This window comes from Neptunicella sp. (genome assembly GCF_048268085.1).
Taxonomy (GTDB): Bacteria; Pseudomonadota; Gammaproteobacteria; order Enterobacterales; family Alteromonadaceae; genus Neptunicella.
Window position 1 is genome coordinate 55,577 of sequence record NZ_JBLWWF010000018.1, and the last position, 22,574, is coordinate 78,150.

The 22,574-nt window shown below is 44.0% G+C and carries 22 protein-coding genes; 3 read left to right on the top strand and 19 right to left on the bottom strand.

Annotation, left to right across the window (positions count from 1 at the left end; genetic code table 11):
• Window positions 1-12: 12 nt before the first annotated feature.
• From ruvC to ACTD55_RS14575, 9 genes are all read right to left on the bottom strand, one after another.
• Window positions 13-537, bottom strand: a complete 525-nt coding sequence (gene ruvC, locus ACTD55_RS14535) for a crossover junction endodeoxyribonuclease RuvC (protein WP_438865060.1) — start codon at window positions 535-537, stop codon at window positions 13-15.
• A 34-nt stretch (window positions 538-571) separates the two neighbouring features.
• A complete protein-coding gene (aspS, locus tag ACTD55_RS14540; protein WP_438865061.1) occupies window positions 572-2,347 on the bottom strand; it encodes an aspartate--tRNA ligase in 1,776 nt (591 codons plus the stop codon).
• A gap of 174 nt (window positions 2,348-2,521) precedes the next feature.
• Window positions 2,522-3,865 carry a sigma 54-interacting transcriptional regulator gene (locus tag ACTD55_RS14545; RefSeq protein ID WP_438865062.1) on the bottom strand — a complete coding sequence of 448 codons (1,344 nt, stop codon included), beginning with the start codon at window positions 3,863-3,865 and terminating at the stop codon, window positions 2,522-2,524.
• Window positions 3,858-4,427: a hypothetical protein gene (locus tag ACTD55_RS14550; protein WP_438865063.1), complete on the bottom strand. Its 570-nt coding sequence runs from the start codon at window positions 4,425-4,427 to the stop codon at window positions 3,858-3,860. The genes ACTD55_RS14545 and ACTD55_RS14550 overlap by 8 nt, the downstream gene beginning before the upstream one ends.
• Window positions 4,424-5,830 carry a sensor histidine kinase gene (locus ACTD55_RS14555; protein WP_438865064.1) on the bottom strand — a complete coding sequence of 469 codons (1,407 nt, stop codon included), beginning with the start codon at window positions 5,828-5,830 and terminating at the stop codon, window positions 4,424-4,426. The genes ACTD55_RS14550 and ACTD55_RS14555 overlap by 4 nt, the downstream gene beginning before the upstream one ends.
• 169 nt (window positions 5,831-5,999) lie before the next feature.
• Entirely contained in the window at window positions 6,000-6,290 is a 291-nt protein-coding gene (locus ACTD55_RS14560) for a hypothetical protein (protein ID WP_438865065.1), read from the bottom strand.
• A 311-nt stretch (window positions 6,291-6,601) separates the two neighbouring features.
• A complete protein-coding gene (locus ACTD55_RS14565) occupies window positions 6,602-7,048 on the bottom strand; it encodes a TerB family tellurite resistance protein (RefSeq protein WP_438865066.1) in 447 nt (148 codons plus the stop codon).
• A gap of 54 nt (window positions 7,049-7,102) precedes the next feature.
• Window positions 7,103-7,870: a S1/P1 nuclease gene (locus ACTD55_RS14570; RefSeq protein ID WP_438865067.1), complete on the bottom strand. Its 768-nt coding sequence runs from the start codon at window positions 7,868-7,870 to the stop codon at window positions 7,103-7,105.
• A 17-nt stretch (window positions 7,871-7,887) separates the two neighbouring features.
• Window positions 7,888-8,331 (bottom strand): GNAT family N-acetyltransferase, encoded by a 444-nt coding sequence (locus tag ACTD55_RS14575; RefSeq protein WP_438865097.1) that lies wholly within the window; start codon window positions 8,329-8,331, stop codon window positions 7,888-7,890.
• Window positions 8,332-8,521: 190 nt separating this feature from the next.
• Between ACTD55_RS14575 and yciH the strand changes: the two genes are divergently transcribed.
• Window positions 8,522-8,848: a stress response translation initiation inhibitor YciH gene (gene yciH / locus ACTD55_RS14580; protein ID WP_438865068.1), complete on the top strand. Its 327-nt coding sequence runs from the start codon at window positions 8,522-8,524 to the stop codon at window positions 8,846-8,848.
• Window positions 8,849-8,870: 22 nt separating this feature from the next.
• On the top strand, window positions 8,871-9,674 hold the full coding sequence (locus ACTD55_RS14585) for a response regulator (protein WP_438865069.1): 804 nt from the start codon (window positions 8,871-8,873) through the stop codon (window positions 9,672-9,674).
• 49 nt (window positions 9,675-9,723) lie between these two features.
• Here ACTD55_RS14585 and acnA read toward each other — a convergent pair whose 3' ends face one another.
• Window positions 9,724-12,465 (bottom strand): aconitate hydratase AcnA, encoded by a 2,742-nt coding sequence (acnA, locus tag ACTD55_RS14590; protein WP_438865070.1) that lies wholly within the window; start codon window positions 12,463-12,465, stop codon window positions 9,724-9,726.
• Window positions 12,466-12,564: 99 nt separating this feature from the next.
• On the opposite strand from acnA, the gene ACTD55_RS14595 reads away from it, so the two are divergent.
• A complete protein-coding gene (locus ACTD55_RS14595) occupies window positions 12,565-13,941 on the top strand; it encodes a class II fumarate hydratase (RefSeq protein WP_438865071.1) in 1,377 nt (458 codons plus the stop codon).
• A 16-nt stretch (window positions 13,942-13,957) separates the two neighbouring features.
• Here the strand turns inward: ACTD55_RS14595 and ACTD55_RS14600 are convergent, their stop codons facing one another.
• The 9 genes from ACTD55_RS14600 to ACTD55_RS14640 all read right to left on the bottom strand — a co-directional run bounded on the left by ACTD55_RS14600 (window position 13,958) and on the right by ACTD55_RS14640 (window position 22,420).
• Window positions 13,958-14,653 carry a hypothetical protein gene (locus tag ACTD55_RS14600; RefSeq protein WP_438865072.1) on the bottom strand — a complete coding sequence of 232 codons (696 nt, stop codon included), beginning with the start codon at window positions 14,651-14,653 and terminating at the stop codon, window positions 13,958-13,960.
• A gap of 40 nt (window positions 14,654-14,693) precedes the next feature.
• Window positions 14,694-15,266 carry a DUF2878 domain-containing protein gene (locus ACTD55_RS14605; RefSeq protein ID WP_438865073.1) on the bottom strand — a complete coding sequence of 191 codons (573 nt, stop codon included), beginning with the start codon at window positions 15,264-15,266 and terminating at the stop codon, window positions 14,694-14,696.
• Complete coding sequence (locus ACTD55_RS14610) at window positions 15,266-16,528, bottom strand: class I SAM-dependent methyltransferase (RefSeq protein WP_438865074.1); 1,263 nt, start codon at window positions 16,526-16,528, stop codon at window positions 15,266-15,268. The genes ACTD55_RS14605 and ACTD55_RS14610 overlap by 1 nt, the downstream gene beginning before the upstream one ends.
• A gap of 101 nt (window positions 16,529-16,629) precedes the next feature.
• Window positions 16,630-17,463, bottom strand: coding sequence for a DUF1365 domain-containing protein (locus tag ACTD55_RS14615; protein WP_438865075.1), 834 nt, complete (start codon window positions 17,461-17,463; stop codon window positions 16,630-16,632).
• The gene (locus tag ACTD55_RS14620; RefSeq protein ID WP_438865076.1) at window positions 17,460-18,731 is read right to left on the bottom strand and encodes an NAD(P)/FAD-dependent oxidoreductase; all 1,272 of its coding nucleotides are present in this window, start codon (window positions 18,729-18,731) and stop codon (window positions 17,460-17,462) included. The genes ACTD55_RS14615 and ACTD55_RS14620 overlap by 4 nt, the downstream gene beginning before the upstream one ends.
• Before the next feature lie 5 nt (window positions 18,732-18,736).
• A complete protein-coding gene (locus ACTD55_RS14625; protein WP_438865077.1) occupies window positions 18,737-19,528 on the bottom strand; it encodes an SDR family NAD(P)-dependent oxidoreductase in 792 nt (263 codons plus the stop codon).
• A gap of 13 nt (window positions 19,529-19,541) precedes the next feature.
• Window positions 19,542-19,991 carry a nuclear transport factor 2 family protein gene (locus ACTD55_RS14630; RefSeq protein WP_438865078.1) on the bottom strand — a complete coding sequence of 150 codons (450 nt, stop codon included), beginning with the start codon at window positions 19,989-19,991 and terminating at the stop codon, window positions 19,542-19,544.
• Entirely contained in the window at window positions 19,981-21,426 is a 1,446-nt protein-coding gene (phrB, locus tag ACTD55_RS14635) for a deoxyribodipyrimidine photo-lyase (RefSeq protein ID WP_438865079.1), read from the bottom strand. The genes ACTD55_RS14630 and phrB overlap by 11 nt, the downstream gene beginning before the upstream one ends.
• A gap of 28 nt (window positions 21,427-21,454) precedes the next feature.
• On the bottom strand, window positions 21,455-22,420 hold the full coding sequence (locus tag ACTD55_RS14640; protein ID WP_438865080.1) for a YbgA family protein: 966 nt from the start codon (window positions 22,418-22,420) through the stop codon (window positions 21,455-21,457).
• Window positions 22,421-22,574 lie beyond the last annotated feature (154 nt).

Genomic DNA, 22,574 nt, shown 5'->3' on the forward strand with positions numbered 1-22,574 from the left:
CGGCGAAGTGGATTATTTGCGCAATCGTCCCCTAACGGTCTTACTTGCTTGGCCCGACAATTTTATCAAGCTTTGGTAACTGTGGCCGTGACACAGCGCCACCGCCAGAGCATCGGCCGCATCCGCTTGTGGGGTACCGGGAAGTTTTAATAAATAGGTGACCATATGCTGGACCTGACTTTTATCAGCCGCACCTTTGCCCACCACGGCTTGCTTAATTTGCCTAGCGGAATATTCTGCTACAGGAATATCATGTCGCGTCGCTGCCACGATTGCCGCCCCGCGAGATTGGCCGAGCTTAAGTGCAGAATCCGGATTACGCGCCATAAAGACTTGTTCGATGGCAAACATATCCGGTTTGAACTGCTCTATAATTTGGCTCACACCGGCAAATATTTTTTGCAATCGATTGGGAAGTTCATCGGTACCTAAGCGAATACAGCCACTGCCCAAGTATTCGAATTTACTCCCCTGCTGACGAATGACACCATAACCAGTCAGCCGTGAGCCGGGATCAATTCCCAAAATAATAGGCATAACTAATCCCCGCCCGACTCGTTATTATCCGGCTTTATTCACCGGCCTTATCTTCCGCTTTCACTACCGTTTGGATCGCCAGTTCCTGCAACTGCTCAGGGTTGGCATATCCCGGTGCATCGGTTAATGGGCATGCCGCGGTGGTGGTTTTCGGGAATGCCATCACATCACGTATAGAGGTTGCGCCAGTCATTAGCATCACCATACGATCCAAACCAAAAGCCAGTCCCGCATGAGGTGGCGTTCCGTATTGCAACGCATCGAGTAAGAAGCCAAATTTGCTACGCGCTTCCTGTTCATCAATCCCCAAAATATCAAACACTTTGGATTGCATTTCCTGATGGTGAATACGCACCGAACCACCACCCAATTCACAGCCGTTCAAAACCATATCGTAAGCATTGGAAATGGCACTGCCCGGATCAGCAGCCAGTTGTTCTGGCGTCATATCTCGTGGTGCGGTAAAAGGATGGTGTAATGCGTAGAACTGACCATCGACTTCTTCAAACATGGGGAAATCTACCACCCACAACGGTTTCCAGTCACCTTCAAGCAAGTTCAGATCTTCACCCAATTTCAGGCGTAACGCGCCCATGCTCTCGGTCACAACCGTTTCGTTATCGGCACCAAATAACAAAATATCGCCATTGTTGGCCTTAGTCGCTTGCAAAATGGCTTGTGCAGTCGGCGCATCCAGGAATTTAAGAATGGGCGATTGTAGTCCGTCCAGACCCGCATCGATGTCGTTAACCTTCATCCATGCCAACCCTTTAGCACCATAAATGCCTACATACTTGCCGTAATCGTCAATCTGCTTGCGAGATAATTCAGCACCGCCGGGCACGCAGATGGCGACAACACGTCCTTTGGGATCATTTGCCGGACCAGAAAACACTTTAAAATCTACGTTTTTAACCAATTCGGCCACATCGGTAAATACCATCGGGTTACGTAAGTCCGGTTTGTCACTGCCGTATAAGCGCATTGCATCGGCATAAGTCATTCGGGGAAAATCACCCAAATCAACGTTAAGTAAATCGTTAAACAAACCACGGATCATTTTTTCGGTGATGGCCATCACACCTTCGGCGTCCAAAAAGGTGGTTTCAATATCGATTTGGGTAAATTCGGGTTGACGATCAGCCCGCAAATCTTCGTCACGGAAGCACTTTACGATTTGATAATAGCGATCCATGCCAGACATCATCAGCAACTGTTTAAACAATTGTGGAGACTGGGGTAACGCAAAAAACTGGCCCTTGTGCGTACGACTTGGCACCAAGTAATCCCGCGCACCTTCTGGCGTGGCTTTGGTTAACATTGGTGTTTCAATGTCCAAAAAGCCTTGCTCTTCGAGATAACGACGCACGGCACCTGTCACTTTGGCGCGAAACTTAAGGCGTTCAGTCATTACAGGACGACGTAAGTCCAGATAACGGTATTTCAGGCGTTGCTCTTCGGAGTTTTCCTGATTGCTGTCTAGAGGTAAGGGTGCCGATTTATTTAGGATGGTTAGCGCTTTACCCAATATTTCGATTTCCCCGGTGGACATATCCTTGTTCACTTGCCCTTCAGGACGGGCTCGCACCAAACCGGTTAATTGAACACAAAATTCGTTGCGTACTTTATTGGCGGTATCAAACACCTCAGCTAAATCAGGATCGTAAACAACCTGAACGATCCCCTCACGATCACGTAAATCGAGAAAGATCACCCCGCCAAGGTCGCGGCGACGGTTAACCCAACCACAAAGCGTAACGGTTTGACCAATAAAAGAAGCATTAATATTGCCGCAATAATCTGTGCGCATGAAATCGTCCTATAATCCGGCATGTTGCCGTGAGAAAATATTAGAGTCGATTTTCTTACCTATTTCATCTGCGTAACAGACAACGAAAGAAAATAACCCTTAAATTTGAGTCAAAATAAAGCCGCGTATTATAACCTCAAGATAAGGCAAAAATACACGGCTGAACGGGAAAAGTTATTCGCTCTGGGCTTTTATATCGGCGGTGTTGAGATGATGCTTTTTCATCAGTTTATGCAGATCAGTCCGATTGCGTCCGGCCAAGTCAGCCGCACGAGTCACATTACCATCGGCCATTTTTAGCACTTTAAGTAAATACTGGCGCTCAAATGCGTCTCGCGCGTCACTTAAGGTTGGCCAAATACAACTCGATTCAGATAATGCCTGTTCAACCATATGCAGACCAATCATCGGGCTTTGTGTCAATGCCACACATTGTTCAACCACGTTAACCAATTGACGTACATTACCCGGCCAAGGTGCGGTGGTGAGCATTTGCATCGCATCGTCAGAAAAACGGCTTACTTTAACACCGTGACGTTTAGCACTGGTTTGTAATAAATGTCTGGCTAATACCGGAATATCTTCGGCTCGTTCATGCAAGCCAGGTAGATGAAGGTTAACCACATTAAGACGATAATAAAGGTCTTCACGAAACTGGCCTTCTTTCATTGCCGCATCAATATCACGATGAGTGGCAGAAATAATTCGTACATCAATGGCAATATGCTTACTGCTACCTACCGGACGAATTTGCTGTTCCTGCAAAGCACGTAATAATTTCACTTGAAGATGCAAAGGCATATCACCAATTTCATCTAACAATAAAGTGCCTTTATCCGCCTGTTGGAACAAGCCTTGATGGTCCTGAATAGCGCCTGTGAAGGCGCCTTTAGCATGACCAAAGAGTTCGGATTCGAGTAAATTTTCTGGAATTGCGCCACAGTTTACCGCAATAAAAGGATGATCTTTTCTGGGGCTCGCATTATGAATTGCTCTTGCCATCAATTCTTTACCGGTTCCGCTGGCTCCGGTAAGCAAGATACTCACATCACGCTGTGCGACCCGATAAGCCTGCTCAAGCACATTTTCCATGACCTGGCTACGAGTAATAATTTTTTCACGCCAGCTATCGCTATTAGCGATATGGCTGACTTTCAATGCTGCATCGATGGTTTTACGTAATTCATCATGATCAATAGGCTTAGTCAAAAAACCGTGCACTCCGCTTTGGGTAGCGGTTACCGCTTCAGCAATAGAGCCGTGAGCAGTCATAATAATAACCGGAACACCGGCATGTTTACGCACCACTTCATCAAATAATGCCATACCATCCATACCTGGCATGCGCAAATCACTTAATACCAGATCAAACACATTATCATTTAAACTGCGTAATGCCTGTTCCCCATCTACCGCGGTGGAGACCTGATACCCTTCCCCTTCGAGGCGCAAGCTAAGTAAACGCAATAAACTTGGATCATCATCAACCAGCAATATACGTGCATTTTTATTAGTCATTTTGTCTGTCCTTATTGCTTAGCGTGGTTTCTATTTTCATTAATTGTTCAATCTGGCTATGTTGCTCTTTCACTTTTTTCTCCAGCTCTTCCACCCTCATTCGTTGCTCTTCAATGGTTTGTGACTGACGGGAATTAATTTTACCGACGGTGACCAAGGCTGACTCATACTCAAGTAATTTTTGTGCCGGTTGTTGAAGTAAAATACCCGCCAACTTGGTTAATTCATCCGGTAATGACGGCATTAGCTCATTCAACAGATTTTGTGCCCGCAGTCTGGCTTGATAGGGTGTATCCATACTTTGACTAAGGATCACTTTTTTAAAGCTATCGACCTTATTGTCACCCAGTTCAGCAAGCAATTGTTTGCGTTCCGGCCAACTTAAATGATCGGTTGAAAAGCGATAATCAAACCAGCGTAATATATCGCATGGCTCATCTGAAATGGTTAGTTTGGCCTCAATGCCTGCACATTCATATTGGCTGGAGGAGTCGTGTTGCATTGTCAGGGTCTGACAGCCACCAAGTAATAAAATACCTGTAATAACGCAACTAATTCTCATACTTTATCCTGGGGTTGGGGTAATCTGACTTGCACACAAAACACGTTTGCCTGCTCATTAATGATTTCTGCACTGCCATCCATCATTCTGGCGCAATCAGCAACTATCGATAAACCTAATCCTGAACCGGACAATCCATCATTACGCACCTGTTCCCCCCTCTGAAATGGTTGAAACAGTTGCATACTGTCTAATATTTTTACTTCTTCACAACTATTACAGACGGTAATTAAATAATCAGATGGCTGTTCATTTATCTGAATAATGACTGCACTATCCTGTTTACCGTAAGCAATGGCATTATTGATCAAATTATCCAAAATTCGCTGTAATAATTTTTCATCTGCAAACATTTTGACGAGGCTAACCTCTAATTCAAAATATTGGCCATTTTGGCCAATCGCTAACTGATGTTGTTCACAAATCCGATTGAGCAACTCACGAATATCAATCCAGCCAGGGTTGGATGACGCTTCTTGCAACAATCGGTTATAGTCGAGTAACTGTTCCACTAATTGGGTTAACCGTTTCGCTCCAATATCCAGTAAGGTGACGACTTCTTGTTGTTGGCTATTAAGCTCACCCACTACTTGATCTGACAGCAGGGAACAACCTTCTCGAATGCTGGCCAAAGGCGTTTTTAGTTCGTGTGATGCATGACGTAACATCGCGTGACGAATAGACTCCAGATGAGCTAAACGCTTGGCTAACCAACGCAATCGACTATCCAATTCAACCATTTCCCGCGGGTAACTAAATTCGGTTTGCGGTAATTGGCTATTTTGATTGCCAATGGCCTTGATCAGTTTCTCTAGCATATGTACCGGTTTAATTACCACTTGGCTGGCTGCCCACACCAACATTAGCGTAATAATCACCAGCACCAGCGTTTGCCACGTAATTTTTTGTTGAACTTGTTGAACATGATTACGTTGTTCATCCAGACTCGCATCCAACTGAGCCGCTGAGGCTAATGCAAAATCCTGCAATAGCTGACGAAAACGGGTCATATCTTCATCTAACTGCTCGGATTCGATCCCTCTAGGTAGCGCTACAACCCGATTTAATTGCGATTCAATCTCGATACATAGCTGTGGTAACTCGGATTGCTGGCAACTGGATTCAAATGACATTCTAAAATTATGGGTATAATTTTTAATTAATGGCAGCAGCTCTTCATTTTCCAGCACACTATATTGTCTAATTAAACGCTCGATATCGACTGCCGTACCTTGCATTGATTCTACCGAACGTGTCAGATCCACCGCTTGTCTTGCCTGACTCACGGCGATATTCCCCAATTCAGTCAAGGTTTTTTGATTTTGCCAAAGCAAAACCCCCAAGGGCAACATGGCAAAAATAAAACTAAATAGTGTAATTTGTCTAAGGGAACCAAACGGCAAGCTGATTACTCATCTAGTAACTAAAGTTAACCTGATAACATACAGGTATGACTAAACAATGAAAAGGCCGGGGTTCCGGCCTTCAACTGATATTTTAGCCTAACTTAAGATAAGTGACGCCTATTAGGACTAGGCTATTTTCGGATTAAGGGTAAACAACCAACAGAGACTAAGAACCTTGCTGTTGATCGGTCAGTTTGGCAGCATCTAATTCACGCTGGCTGATTTGACCGTCACCATTGGTATCGATTTTACCAAATGCGGCTAACAGAACGGGATCGGACATGGCCTCCTTAATAGTCAACTTGCCGTCTTTGTCCTGATCTAGTCTGGAGATGGTATCAACTTTTTCAATGACATCAGATTTTTTAGCGACCAATTGGGTATCGACCTTATCAGTCACTGCCAAAGCTGCAGTGGCCGCTAACAGCAGTCCTGTAGTAATAATTACTTTTCTCATTATCTTACTCCGTTTTTATCTGTTGATATTCATCAGCCAAACCGGCTAATCATTAATTCTCTAGTGGTAATAACACGAATTTATTGCAGTCTCTGTATGAGGGTTTTAGATACTGCAATTAGGCATAATCAAATTTAATGCCAACATGACTTTTTATATAAATATCAAATAGTTAAACACAACGAGTAAGATTATTGAGTAATTTGAACGTGGCGCTTGTTGCGAATTAGCGCCACTCGTGCATAAGACAACATAAAAGTAATATAAATCATATAGTTAACCTGTATGAAAACTGCGTCTAAGTGCATTTTTTAATCGCCTACTACACTTAATTTAGCTTTAATAAAGTCACTATGACTCACGTAAATTAAATCAGAGACTTTACGGATAAGGTATTCTTCATGGCCGTCCAATCGCTGATCCGCGTAAGCCAGTTGCCATAGGGCTTTCACAAGCTGTTGTTTTTGTTCTAAGTCGCATTGCTCATTGAGTACCCGTGTATATTGCACCAAATCAACCGACTCTTCGGCATGTTGGTTAGCCGACTCCATCAAATTATCGAGTTCATCTGTAGATAACTGGAACTGCTGTTCAAGCAACTGCCTTAACAGGGACAACTCTGTTTCTTCAATCTGATTATCAGCCCGGATCAATTCATAGAACATCACCGCAGTGGCTAGTTTCAACGTGTGTTCGGAACCGTTTTGTTGAGGATGATTAAGGTTTTGCTCAAACCAGAGCAGTAATTTATTTAACAAATTAATCTCCTGAGATAGTTACACTTAGTGTTAATAAACTATGCCAATTGAGTGTTATTTTAATAATTGGTTCAACTGGTACGCTAACCGCACGCCGGCTTGCTGCAGGCGCTGATGAATAATTTTACGATCCTCTTGTAACATCTGCGTGGTCACCTTCTTGGGGGCGGACGCGTAAACCTGTTCAGTTATCCGATGAGATTCTTCTACCCAGTCAACGACCGGTGCCTGTTGCCACGTATCAATTTGCTTAGCCGTTAACTGGCTAATCAGTTGTGCCGCCAATTCAGTATCATCAGGATCAGCCTTAAGCACCAATGTATCCCAGTAGTAATGTAAATTGACGGGCTGATCTTCAAACACTAGTGAATAAGTGTTGCCGCCTTTATCATCCGCATAGCTCACATGCAAAGGCTGGTGAATATCTCCTACAAAATGCACTACAAACGCCAAGGCTTGAGCTCGTTTTTTCACATCGCTATTCTCAGCAAGCTGCTTAAGCATCATATTCAAGGCACTAACCACACACCCCTGCTGACAATCCCGTGCTGATGAATAGTGCTCTGCACCATGGGGTAGATTAATGTAATGCCAATTTCCGGTATGTTTAAATTCATCATCTTTACGAATACGATCCGGCCAGTTTGCTGCATCAGTCAGGGATTCAAAACCGTTGGCTTTTAACAACGCGGTAACTTGCTGCTGCGCCTCGGGAGTCAAGTAATGCCACGCAATATCAGCCACAGTTGCATGGCCTTTATAACCCCACGCCAAACACTGCAGGGGTAACACTAACAACAAAATAGTGATTAATTTTTTCATCTTATCGCTTCCGGTTTTTATTTATTCTGATACATAAAATATTCACACTCCGACATCCCTAATGCTTGATAGGTTTGCTGTGCATTGATATTTTCTTTTTCCACATACAATCTAAACCCGCACACGTTGCCAGCGCTTTCCGCCATCTCTTGTACCTGACGGTATAAAGCGGAATATAAGCCTTGACGACGAAATTGCGGGGTCACATAAACACTTTGAATCCACCAAAATAATTTATTGCGCCAATCACTCCATTCATAAGTAATCAGTAGACCCGCCGCGATAGTATTGTTTTGCTCCGCGACCATATAAAAACCATACTCAGGACGTTTAATTAAGGTTTCAACCCCGGCTGTTAAGGTTTCCCGATCAAGACTTTTGCCTTCGGTTTCTTGTGCCATGGCTTGATTAAATTCGACTAACTTTTGTACATCATCCAAGGTGGCTTTTCTGATCAAAATCTCTGACATTGACTTTTCCTGCAAGTAACAACGAATAATGGCTTGATCTTGCCTGAGAACCGCTGTCATCTCTACCCCACTTAACGTCTAATTCACTCAGCTAAACGGTTTTTATTTAACGGATGCATATGAATACATGACGAATTTTTATAGAATCAACGGATGAATGACCTGAAGGACGCCCCACATAATGCGAGACACTAATAGTCAGCTGGTATACAGCACCGATGGCGGAAAAATAAAGCCACAACAAGCTAGTGACCCTATTCCTAAAGGCGACGGAATTGTGCGTATTAGACGTGAAACCAAAGGCCGTAAAGGCAAAGGTGTCTGTACCATCAGTGGTTTGGAACTGGCTGAGAAAGAATTAAAACTGTTATGTACCGAACTTAAGAAAAAATGTGGTACTGGTGGTGCAATCAAACAAGGAATGATTGAAATTCAAGGTGATAATCGAGAAAAAATCATGCAAATTCTACAACAACGCGGTTTTACGGTTAAACTTGCCGGAGGCTGATTGTTTTTTTAAGGAATCCTGAATGGATCATCATAATATTTCCCTACCTGAGTTAAGTATTTTACTCGTCGAACCTTCTGACACGCAGCGTAAAATTATCACTACGATGCTAGTCAACGAAAATGTAGGCCAAATTGAAGCGGTGGGTTCCATTGCCGAGGCCACCGAAGAATTACAAAAACATAGTGTCGATTTGGTAGTCAGCGCTATGTATTTTGGTGATGGTACCGGTATTGAGTTGCTGCAAAACATGAAATCTCAGCAACAAACGAATTCGATCCCTTTTATGCTAATTTCCAGCGAATTCCGCCCCACTAAACTGGAAGAATTTAAACAGTCCGGCGTGGTTGCGATCTTACCTAAACCCTTTGAACCTATTCACTTAACCCGAGCCTTACATGCCACTCTCGATCTAATTAATACCGAAGAAGTGGATCTTGATTTATTTGATATTCACGATGTCCGGGTTCTGTTAGTGGACGACAGTAAATTAGCCCGTAACTATATTCGCCGTGTGTTGGAAGGAATGGGATTAAAACACATTGAAGAGGCTGAGAATGGAGCTTTTGCGGTAACAAAACTTAAAGATGAAGCCTTTGATTTGGTCGTAACCGATTATAATATGCCCGAAATGGATGGTCGCGAGCTGTCCGAATTTATTCGTTTTAATCAGGCGACCTCACACATCCCCATCATCATGGTCACCTCCGAGGCGAACTCAGCACATATGAGTAATATCCATCAAACCGGTATTAATGCGTTATGTGATAAACCGTTTGAACCGGCGGAAGTGCGTAAAATGCTCGTTCAAATTTTAAATGAATAACACCACGCGACAGGCCTTTAAATAAGGCCTGTCGCCCATCATCATTGGATTAGTTTTTATTAGCCGCTAAATTTCTTAGCACATAATGCAAAATACCGCCGTGTTGGTAATAACTGAATTCATTCGGCGTATCAATGCGTACTTTTGCCTCAAAAGAGATTTCTTTACCCTGATCGTCCTTGGCGAACACGGTGACCGTTTTTTGCCCTTTGCTGACTGCTGAAATACTAAATTGTTCTTCGCCAGTGAGGTTTAACGACTCAACACTGTCATCCCCCATAAACTGAAGAGGCAAAATCCCCATTCCCACTAAATTGGATCGATGGATCCGCTCATAGCTTTGTGCAATAACCGCTTTCACCCCTAATAAAGCCGGTCCCTTGGCAGCCCAATCCCGAGAACTGCCGGTACCATATTCTTTACCGGCCAGTACAATCGACGGAATATTGTCTTGCTGATATTGCATCGCCGCATCAAACACACTCATTTTCTCACCAGAAGGCATCTTGCGTGTCCAGCAACCTTCTGTCCCTGGGGCCAATAAATTACGTAAACGCACATTAGCAAAGGTCCCACGCATCATCACCTCATGATTCCCTCGTCTGGAGCCATAAGAGTTGAAATCTTTAGGAGATACGCCCTCTCCTTGCAAATATTCCGCGGCTGGACTATCTAACGCAATCGAACCCGCTGGCGAGATATGATCGGTAGTAACACTGTCGCCCAGCTTCAATAAGCAACGGGCATTTTTAATGTCTGTAATCTCTGGCACATCAGCGCTAATTCCGTCAAAGAACGGCGGCAACTTAACATAGGTGGAATCTGGCCAATCATACTTTTGGCTTTCCACCACGTCCAATTCTTGCCAGTCCTGATTACCGCTATACACGTCGGCATAACGGGACACAAACATCGAACTGTCGATAACCTTTTCAATAATTTGCTTAATTTCCTGACTATCCGGCCAAATATCGCGTAAATAAACCGGTTGTCCCTCAGCATCTTCACCTAACGGCTCGGTGGTGATATCCGCTTTCATATTTCCGGCCAACGCATAAGCGACTACCAGTGGTGGTGAGGCTAAATAGTTAGCTTGAACTTCAGGATGAATACGTCCTTCAAAATTGCGATTACCGGATAACACTGAGGTTACGGACAAACTTCCCTGATGAATGGCATCGCTGATTTCGGTGGGCAGCGGTCCCGAATTACCAATACAAGTCGTACAGCCATACCCCACCAATTGAAATCCCAGCGCATTAAGATCCTCATTCAATCCTGATTTAAGCAAATAGTCCGTTACCACTTGCGAACCGGGAGCAAAACTGGTTTTTACCCACGGCTTAACATTTAATCCTCGCTGTCTGGCGTTTCTGGCTAGCAAACCAGCGGCAATTAACACTGACGGATTAGAAGTATTGGTACAACTGGTAATTGCTGCAATCACCACTGACCCATGTTTCAGTACAAAGTCTTGTCCATCATACTGGCAAGGTACACCACTATCGCCATCACTGGCAGGCAGTTGTGCCGAAGGATGTCCTCCTTCACTTTCAAAACCACTTTGTTCTTTATCAGCATCAATCTGTTTAACGTCATTCTGTAAATCCAGCCAATCCCGATAGGCCGATCCGGCTTGATCCAGAGAGATCCGATCCTGTGGACGTTTAGGCCCGGCAATAGAAGGCACAACGTCATCCAGTTGCAACGATAATGTACTGTGGTAAACCGCATTCTGTTGCGATTCCGTTCCCCACATGTTCATCGCTTTTAAGTAGGTTTTAATGCGCTCGATATGCTTACTCTCACGGCCAGTTAACTGCAAGTAATCGACCGTTTGTTGATCAATAGGAAATATGCCGCAGGTTGCCCCGTACTCGGGTGCCATATTGGCAATCGTTGCTCTATCAGCCAACGTTAACTGATTAACGCCCTTCCCAAAAAACTCAACAAATTTGCCCACCACCCCGGCCGCACGCAATTTTTCGGTCACGGTTAGAACCAAATCAGTCGCGGTAGCACCAGCGGGTAAATTGCCCGTTAATTCAAATCCGACAATCTCGGGTAATAACATAGTGACAGGCTGGCCTAACATCGCGGCTTCTGCCTCTATGCCACCCACACCCCAACCTAGTACACCCAAGCCATTAATCATGGTGGTGTGAGAATCGGTACCCACTAGCGTATCGGGATATAACAAATTATTTTCTTCAGCTTTGGCAAACACCACCCGAGCTAAATATTCTAAATTAACCTGATGGACAATACCTCGACCAGGCGGTACTACTTTAAAATTATCAAAGGCTTGCTGCCCCCAACGTAAAAACTGATAACGTTCACGATTACGTTTAATTTCAATCGCTGTGTTTTGCTGCATGGCATCGGCCTGACCGAATACATCCACCATCACCGAATGGTCGATGACCAACTCCACTGGATTAAGCGGATTAATCAAATTCACATCCGCCCCCAGTTTCACCATCGCATCCCGCATTGCGGCTAAATCCACCACCGCAGGAACACCGGTAAAATCCTGTAATATCACCCGGGAAGGCACAAAAGCGATTTCGGTATCTTGCCAGTCATTCACGTCCCATTTAGCCAGCGTTTCAATATCTTCCCGCTGCACAAACTCACTGTCGGCGTGGCGTAACAGGTTTTCTAACAAAATTTTGGCGGCAAAAGGTAAACGAGAAAGATCATATTTATCTGCTAAGCCATCGAAACTATAGTAGTGACAATTTTCACCATTAATTTCAATTTGCTTTAATTGCTGTATCGAATCGGTCATTGACAATATCTCCCTTTAAAAGTTATTGAGCCTTCATGCTAAGCTTAGTAAACACAGGACCACACTAACATACTCAGCTTAAAATTTAATGGAGGCACAATGAGTCAATTCAAGACCGAACGTGACAGCATGGGTGAAGTGCAAGTTCCGTCAGAGGTGTATTATCAGGCGCAAACCCAGCGAGCACGGGATAATTTTCAATTTTCAAAGCGCACTTTCCCTACGCCAACGATTCAAGCAGTCATTGATATTAAATCAGTAGCAGCACAGTCCAATAAGCAACTTGGACTGCTTGAGACCAATATTGCCGAGGCCATTCAACAGGCTGCCGAGGATAGCAAAAGCCTCGATTTTAGCCTGCATTTTCCGCTAGATGTATTTCAGACCGGCTCGGGCACCAGTACGAATATGAACGTTAATGAAGTCATTTCGACCTTGGCCAGCGACAAACTGGGTAAAAAAGTGCATCCCAATGATCACGTCAATATGGGGCAAAGCAGTAACGATGTGATCCCGGCCGCGATTCAAATCAGTGCGGTCAGGTTACTGCATCAACAGCTCTATCCAGCGCTTACTGCGCTTATCCAGCGTTTAGCCACGTTGGCGGAACAATACACCGATGAAGTCAAAACCGGCCGCACCCATTTAATGGATGCCATGCCAATTACTTTCGGCCAAGAGATTCATTGCTGGCAGCAACAATTAGTGAGTGCCAAAATCCGAATTGAACAGGCTGAGCAAAATTTGCATCATCTCCCCTTGGGAGGCACAGCCGTAGGCAGTGGCATCAATACCGATCAGCAATTTGCGCCCATTTGTTGTGAACTTTTGGGGAAAATGGACCCGATTGGCTGGCAAGCAGCCCCAACTCCCGCGTTATACATGAGTGCTCAGGAACATCTGTTAAATCTGATGTCTGCTCTTAAATCTGCCGCTGTGGCATTACTAAAAATAGCCAACGATTTACGCTGGATGAACTCCGGTCCGGTGGCCGGATTACAAGAGATTCAGTTAACTGCGTTACAACCCGGTTCATCGATTATGCCCGGTAAGGTCAACCCGGTTATTGCCGAAGCAGTAGCGATGATAGCCGCTGATATTATCGGTAATGAAAGCAGTGTGACTATTGCTGCCCAGGCAGGCAACTTTCAACTCAATGTCATGCTGCCGTTAATTGCCGATAAGTTAGTCAGTAGCATTGAGCTGTTATCCAACGCCTGTAACGGTCTAACCGACAAGGTATTTAACCAATTTAGTATTAACCGGCAGCATATCAGTCAGCGACTGAATATGAATCCCATTTTAGCCACGGCATTAAATGGGGCGATTGGTTATGAAAATGCGGCCAAAATAGCCAAACGTGCAGACAAAGAAGGGAAAACAGTGTTAGAAATAGCGCTGCAAGAAACCGATATGGATGAAAAAACACTCAAAGCCATCCTCGATCCCCTGCATTTGGCTAAACCTTATCGATAACCATCTCACCAGTGGCTTAGGGAGAACTCTGCTGATGGTACACATATTCAATCCGTGCGACAAAATTACCATTTTGCAACGTACCATCTTTTGAACGTTGCAAATTGGTTAACCCCTGATAAATAACCAATTTTTTTGATTCAATTGAGTAAGTTAGGTAAATTGGATCGACCATTAAGCCGACAAAAAAACTATCCGGTTTAATCGCTAACACCAGCTGTTGCTGGTTTTGGGATATTTTTTCCAGACTAAAATCAATTAATTTGGCCCGATCTATCGATAGAAAAGAAAACAGTATTTTTTTACCCGCCAACAACGCATCCCAATGTTGCAATACAAAGCGGTTAAAGCCGGCATCAATCACCACATTCTCATCGGGTTGATAGTCAACCTTCTGGATTTCTACTTGATTATCATGACGAGAGCGGATTTCGATAGTTTGTGGCTGGTGCGATACCACAATACTCGTTTGATTGCGCTGATCAAAAAAATCAATATCCGGTGCTACCGAGTTATGGTGGTAATCGATAGTCTTGCTGGCAAACTCTTGACCATCCGGATCCCGATACTGCACTTGCGCTTTTGTCGGTAATCCTTGCTCGCCAACCTCCAACTGATAATGTTCGGTGTAAATAATTTTTTTAGAATCAATATCATAGGCCGTTCCGGATATGGACCATTGCTGGGCATCGGAAGTGGAAATGGCTAACAATGTTAGGCATACCATCAAACATGACAGAACAAGCCTGTTTTTAATGATCACGCTGTTGTACCTCAGTAGTGTAACACCGGCTATCGCAAAATCGGTTTACGCCCACACACAGCAAACCGACGCCTAACCATTCTAATGCAATCAAGGTGACAGTTTGATTGCTAAACTCAACGGCCAGGGCACTTCTGGCAGCCAAATACGATAACGTGCCTACCAGCGCACATAAGGGAATAAACATCATGCCTTTATCCACCAGCCGCATCAGCGAGCGATTAACCGTCATGGTAAACGCCACCCAAAGAATGGCTAAAAATAATGGAATGCCATTGTCCAGCACCAGCGGTGGATGATTGGGATACTGCAATAATCCCCCCCAGCTCATCAGCGAATCAACACTAATGCCGTACAAACTCACCAAAAAACAAATAAAACTGTCGGCCAGTTTATGCTGGCTAGTGCTAACGTAATGACACAACAGGAACAAAAAAGGCACGATTAGCCAATACCATTGAGCGAAAATAGCGATAAACCAGATCAATTGAAACAATAACGCATTGATGGCCAAATCACGCCATGACCAAACAGGTTTACCAACCTTACGACGCGCTATCATCAACTAATGTCGTCCACCCGACAATGTGGTTTAGCCAATAACAAATGAGAAACACCAATAGCACGCTGTTTAAATCCTCCTTCGCAATAACATAAGTAGTATTCCCACATGCGCATAAATTCGTTGTTATAGCCTAACGCTTTAATCTCATTTTGATGTTGATGGAATGAATCTGCCCAGCAGCGCAGCGTACGAGCATAATGGTCAGCATAATCTTGCTGTTGTAATAAACGCATATCGGTTGCTTCAGACATACTGGTCAGTAACGCCTGAACTGAAGGCAAAAAGCCACCGGGAAATATATATTTCTGAATAAAATCCACATTCTTTTTAGCCAACTCATAGCGTTGTTCAGCAATGGTAATGGATTGGATCAACATCATCCCTTGGGGCTTTAACAAAGCGGAACATTGAGCCAAAAACTGATTCAAATATTTCCAACCCACCGCTTCAACCATCTCAACCGAAACCAACTTATCGAACTGTCCTGTTAATTGTCGATAATCCTGTTTGAGCAAAGTCACCTGCTTTTCCAGTCCGGCCTCACGCACTTTTTGCCGGGCTAACTCATATTGTTGTTCGGAAATCGTCGTCGTGGTGACCCGACAGCCATAATGCTGGGCAGCATGAATGGCTAATCCCCCCCACCCCGTACCTATTTCAAGTAAATGATCGTCAGGGTTCAATTGAAGTTTTTGACAAATAATATCCAGTTTGTTCAGTGATGCTTGATGCATACTCGCCTGCGGGTCGTCAAAAATACCAGCTGAGTACATCATGGTAGGGTCAAGAAAAAGCGAGAAAAAGTCATTACCCAAATCATAGTGAGCCGCAATATTACGCTTTGAACCTTTTTCACTGTTATTGCGCAAGCGATGAGTTAATTTAAGCAATGGCCGAGATAACATGGCGATTCCGCCTTCCAGATTGTCCAGTACATCCATGTTGGCAACCATCACCTCAACCAATCTGGTCAAATCCGGGGAGTGCCAGTCACCACTCATATAGGCTTCTGCCGCACCGATACTGCCACCAGTAAGAATATCCACAAAGCACCCCGGATCGTGAATATGTAATTCAGCATAAAGAGGATCATGGCTGTCCAGTCGCTGACCAAAGTGCTCTGTTTGACTGCCTTGCTTAATCACAATACAACCCAGTTTTATCTGTTTGAGCTGGTTTATGACCAGCTTTTTTGACAGTTGGGTAAACCAATTCTGTCTAGATTTACTTATTGTCGATACTGCTGTTGTACTGCTCATTCATCACTCCATTTTTCGCTTTTTTATCGGTGTTTGAATTGTTTTACGTCAATATGAAGAATTTGGATCATCGGTAAAGACAATTTTTAACGGCATGACTCTCAAGAATTGGAATCCGGATGAGGATAAAAAGGAGTACGTTTTAGCCATAATTTTAGTGCTTGCCAATAAATTCCGACCACCACCTGAATAGTCATAAATGGATAGCGGATGGTAGCTCGCCCCAATTCATTGGTAATACTTTGCCGATGCAGATCTAACAAGGCGCTAAAGTGTTTTTCCGATTTCGCCGCCGCTGATTGAGTTTGTCGATTTTCAATATAAACCCGCAATTGTTTGGCGGGTTCATTAATTAACCAATGATATTGCATGTTCATTGGATTAAATGGCGAAACATGAAAGGTTTTAGCAAATTTAAAGCTATGACGTTGCTGGCCCTTTGCCTGATATTCAAGCTGTTCCGTTGAGTCATTGATTGGCAAGACATAGGCATGACTTTCCCCCCACGGCGTATTCGCTACATCAGCCAAAATAGCGATCAGTTGTTGCTTGAAGTCATAACAGTAGTAAAGCGTAATCGGATTAAACACAAAGCCTAGATAACGCACATGAGCAAGCATGTTAACCTGAGTAATAGCGGGGTTATCCAAGCTGTTTTGCGCAAAATACTGCTGTACTTTGTCAATCACCGCCTGTTTTAGACTGGCTTGCTGCGGTTGAAAATAATCTTGGCGGCGAAAACTTAGTAAATTAAAGCGCTCCATGGAAAAATACCATTTTTGCCGGGCAAGATGGTTGAGCTCATCCAAATCCAGATACAGCATAAATAACGGATAACGAAATTGATGCTGGGTGGGAGTAAAACGCTGATGCTGAATAGACCCGCTATACACGGCACTATTCATTGGCTGTTGCGGATCCCCCGTCACACTCATAACGTCAACCCGAACTGCTTAACAACCCGTAACGCACTATTAACGCCATCCTCGTGGAAGCCATTAAACCAATATGCTCCACAATAATGAGTACGCTGATGACCACTGATTTCGTGATGACGTTGTTGAGCCGCAATGCCGTCAAGACTAAATACCGGATGACTATATCGAAACCGCTGAATAATTTTATCCGGATTAATTTCAGAATTACGGTTCATGGTCACCAATAACGGCACGGGTGCATCATCAAAGTTTTGTAGCATATTCATATTGTAAGTCAGCATAGCGCAATTACTGGTGCGTTGTGGCAGATGATAATTCCAACTCGCCCACGCTTTTTTGCGCTGTGGCATTAATTGACTGTCCGTATGTAATACCACATCGTTCATTTGATAAGGGATAGCCCCCAAAACCGCATTTTCGGAAGCGCTTGGTTGGGCCAACATACGTAACGCCTGATCGCTATGACAGGCAAATATCACCTGATCAAATTGATGCTGGTCACCGGCTTGTGTGGTTAAAATAACGTTATCGTCAGTCCGCTGAACCGAAACGATAGGACAGTTGAGATGGATATTGTCGGCAAATGGACGACTTAGTGGTTCAATATAAGCACGAGAACCGCCAGTTAAAACTCGCCATTGCGGGCGATTATCCACACTTAATAAGCCATGGTTTTTGAAAAAGCTCAGAAAAAAGCGTAATGGAAATTCCCGCATGACATCAAAAGAAGCCGACCAGATAGCCGCTCCCATCGGTATAATGTACAGGTTAACAAAATCATCAGAATAACCGTGGCGCTGAAAAAACGCGCCCACGGTTTCACCGTCATCCACGGCATTATCTTGTAATGCCTGAATACTTTGTTTATTAAAGCGCAGGATATCGCGGATCATGCGCCAAAAGCGCGGACGCAATAAATTGCGCCGCTGGGAAAATAACGTGTCCAGATTATTACCGTTATATTCCAGCCCCGTATTTTCACAACGTACGCTAAAACTCATATTCGACGGCTCGCTATGCACCCCAAGCTGGTCCATTAACTTAATAAAATTAGGATAGGTCCAGTCATTAAATACAATAAAACCCGTATTAACCGGATAATTTTTACCATTTAGTTGCACGTCTTGTGTATGCGTGTGTCCACCTAAATAATCATTGGCCTCAAACAAGGTAACGTGGTGCTGACGACTTAATATATACCCGGCAGTCAGACCGGAGATCCCCGAGCCAATAATGGCTATTTTTTGCGATTGAAGGTGATTCATTACAACTATCCTGGATTTTTCTGTTGGCGGGACAACCGGCCAATCAGCTTTAGTCTGAGTCCATCTGGCAATAAAGAAATGGCTTTTAGTATTAGGGTTAACCGACGAGGAAAATGAATATCGAATCGATTGGACTTCAGTCCTTTCACGATCCGTTTAGCGGCTTGACTGGCGCTCATAATAAATGGCATCGGAAAATCATTTTTATCGGTTAATGGTGTTTTTACAAACCCGGGACTCACTACCCGGACAGCAACATTTTGATGTTGTAAATCAGCCTGCAAACATTCGGCAAAAAAACGTAATGCCGATTTGGAAGCCCCATAAGCACCGGCTCTGGGCAACGCCTGATAAGTAATACTACTCGACATTAACACCAATTGAGGAGTGCTATCCGCATGAAAAACCTGTGAGTTTTTTAATAAAGGCAAGGCCTGTTTTATCACCTTTAAGATGGCAAAAAAATTAGTTTCCATCACGCGTCGAACTAACTCCACATCTAATGACGCGGCATCTAAATACTCACACGTACCGGCATTCACAATCACCATATCCAGACAAGGTACCATTCGAGCTATTTGTAAACTGGCGTTTTCCAACGAAACATCATCGGTCATATCCATTTGCACAGCAGTACAATCACATTGGATTTGAGCCGCAACATCAGTTAATGCCTGTTGATCCCGTGCCGAGATAAATAACTGTCGACCGGCTTGATCCAGTTCGCTAACTAACGCCTTGCCTATGCCCTTTGATGCCCCGATGATCCAGATATTTTTTATTTGTTCGATTTGCATCTCCTATCCTTTTTTATTTCAGCATTCGATGCTTTAGCGCTTTTATGACTCGCCCAAGAATTGGCACGTGCTCATACAAAAGTTGTCCGCCATCAAAATAATCTCGATGGGACACCACCTTGTCGCCAAACTGCAAGAAACTACATCCTTCAACTTGAATGTTATGACCGCCATTTAAACGGGGATGGGCGTAGTCCATTGTCCAACGAGTCATTCCTTGCCCCGGTTCGATTAAATGAGAATGAAAAGTGAAGCGGCAATAATCCAGATTTTCATAGAGACTGGCGCAATATTGCTTAAAGTTTTCGAGTCCTTGCAACTGATGAAAACTGTCTTCAAACCTTATATTGTCGGCATAAACCGCATTAAACATGGCCGAATCAAACTCGGGTTTATCCATTTTTTCAAACAAGTTTTGTACCGCCAAGATGAGCTTTTTACTTGTTTCCAGATCAGTATTCAAAATTCAACTCCGGTGGATAGTGAGGTTGTTCACTTAATTGCTTAAAACGGGCTTTTGTCTCGGCAACCGCTGAACTGTGCTCAACAATAGGTAATGGATAATTAGCCGAAATGGCTTGTGCCACAGTGGGATGATGAATGGATTTATTATCTAAATGCGCCAGTTCTGGCACATATTGTCGAATAAAACTCCCTTCGGGATCAAAGCGTTGAGATTGCCGAGTCGGATTAAAGATACGGAAGTACGGCACCGCATCAACCCCCGTTGAGGCGCTCCATTGCCATCCTCCATTATTAGATGCCAAATCACCATCAACTAAATGCTGCATAAAGAAACGTTCACCGAGTCGCCAATCTATAAACAAATGCTTGGTAAGAAACATTGCCGTTATCATCCTTAGGCGGTTATGCATCCAACCAGTACTGAGTAACTGACGCATGGCGGCATCAACAATGGGGAAACCGGTTCGCCCTTCACACCACGCAGAAAATAATTGTTTATTGTCACTCCATGGCAATCTGTCAGTATCGGATTTAAAGGGTTTATGCCGAGCCAAATCAGGATAAGCCACCAAAAGGTGGCGATAAAACTCTCGCCAAATAAGTTCGTTTATCCATGTGGATATACCTTTGCGCCCCGAATCCAGCTCCCCCTGATTTAATTGCAAGGCCGCATGCATACATTGACGGGTTGAAATGGCTCCAACCGCCAAATAAGGCGATAATGCACTGGTGCCATTCAGCGAGGGAATATCACGAGCATGGTGATAATGATCAATAGCATCCTGGATGAATAATTCTAAACGATGATGGGCTTCACTCTCTCCGGCGGGCCACAATAATTGCCAACTCCAGTCCACGTCGAGTTGTTCCAAAGCACTGAGATCGGATTTAATCGGCAGTTCTTCTTGCGGATCCGCCTCGGGATAGCACTTTCGACTTAAATCATAAAAACTGGCCATAAAAGCCCGTTTGAACGCACTGTAAACTTTATAACATTCGCCTTGACCATTTTTGATTTGTCCCGGAGTCACAATGCATTGGTCGTGCATGCCTGTGGTGTTAACCTGTTTGCTGCGCATTGTGCGCACGACTTGACGACTGCACTGCATTTCATTCCATTCATATTCATGGTTATAAAATAAATGGGTAATATTATGATTATCAACCAGTTGGGTTATATGTTGGGGAATATGACTAAAATCAGCACAATGGATAATCTGCAATGGCACATTTAAATTCGCCAGTTGTTCTGCCAGTTTTTTTATCTGGCCTTTAAGCAAGGAAATTCGCGACGGTGAGTAGTCATGCGCAGCCCATTGTTCAGGCGTAATAAAATAAACCGCCATGGTTGGACCTTGCTGCATCGCGGTATATAACGCGGGATTATCTCGAACACGTAAATCATTACGGAACCACATCAAGTTAATCATCATACTCCCTTAACCCTATTCGACAGTGACATTAAATTGCATTCTGTAAACCTAACTCAAACGGATATGCATCCCAAACCGCAGAATCACTTCGTGCCTGATATTTGTGTACCAAAAATTTCAACATGGTCATCGGTACAATCAACGGCACAATTCCCTGTCGATAATGTTCGATAATCTGCATGGATTGCTGTCTTTCCGTTGATGACAGATGCTGTTTAAGGATTTTATAGATACGCATCAGCAACGAAGCATGGTGTTTCTGCTTAGGTAAACGCTGCATTGCCTGCATAAAAACATGAATATACTGGTTTGCCACTTGGTGTATATCGGCCCCTTTCATATTTGCCAGCAACTGCCCTAGCTGTTGATTTCGCACCTCGCAATGCGCGCGCAAAATCAGCTTATAGCGATGATGGAAAGCTTGCAAACGCGCAGCACAGAGGTTGGGCATGACGTTATGTTGCCATTCATGATAGGCATATACTTGCAGCATAAAGTTTTCTCGGCAGCGACTATCATTCAACCTTCCGGCCTCGGTCACCGGCAAGTTAGGCAGGTTCAACATGAGTTCTTGGCTAAAGGCCCCGTTGGTACTGGACTTAGGGAATCCCTTTTCGGTATAGAGGGTGGTACTCCCCAAGCCACAGCTTGGTGATTTTTGCATAAAAATAAAACCACTCAAACTGTGTAACGCCGGTGATATTTTTTGTGCATATTCCCTTAAAGCGGGAGCGTAATCCTGACTCTCGCCTTTACTATATACCACTTTAGCTTGGGGTTCGGATTCAACCATTCGAATCGCCGGCCGTGGCGTACTTAAGCCGATAGCCACTTCAGGGCATAAAGATTTAAAGTCAAAGTATTTGGATAACACCTCTGTACAATAGCGGGATTGCTTGTGTCCCCCATTAAACCTTACCGGTGAACCGGTTAAACAAGCACTGATACCGACAAGGGGTTTGGTGTTTATTGAATCGTGGCTAACTGGCTGCATGTGGTTACCTTAGCTATAACGTTATGTCAGATATACGTCGGTGAAAATTTATTGGATCACTTTGAGCAACTATTTTTGATTAAATTATGTTATTCGTTGCACTGCCAATTTAGCTATGCCTAGAATAAGAGGTGCTCGATAGACGGTTATCGAT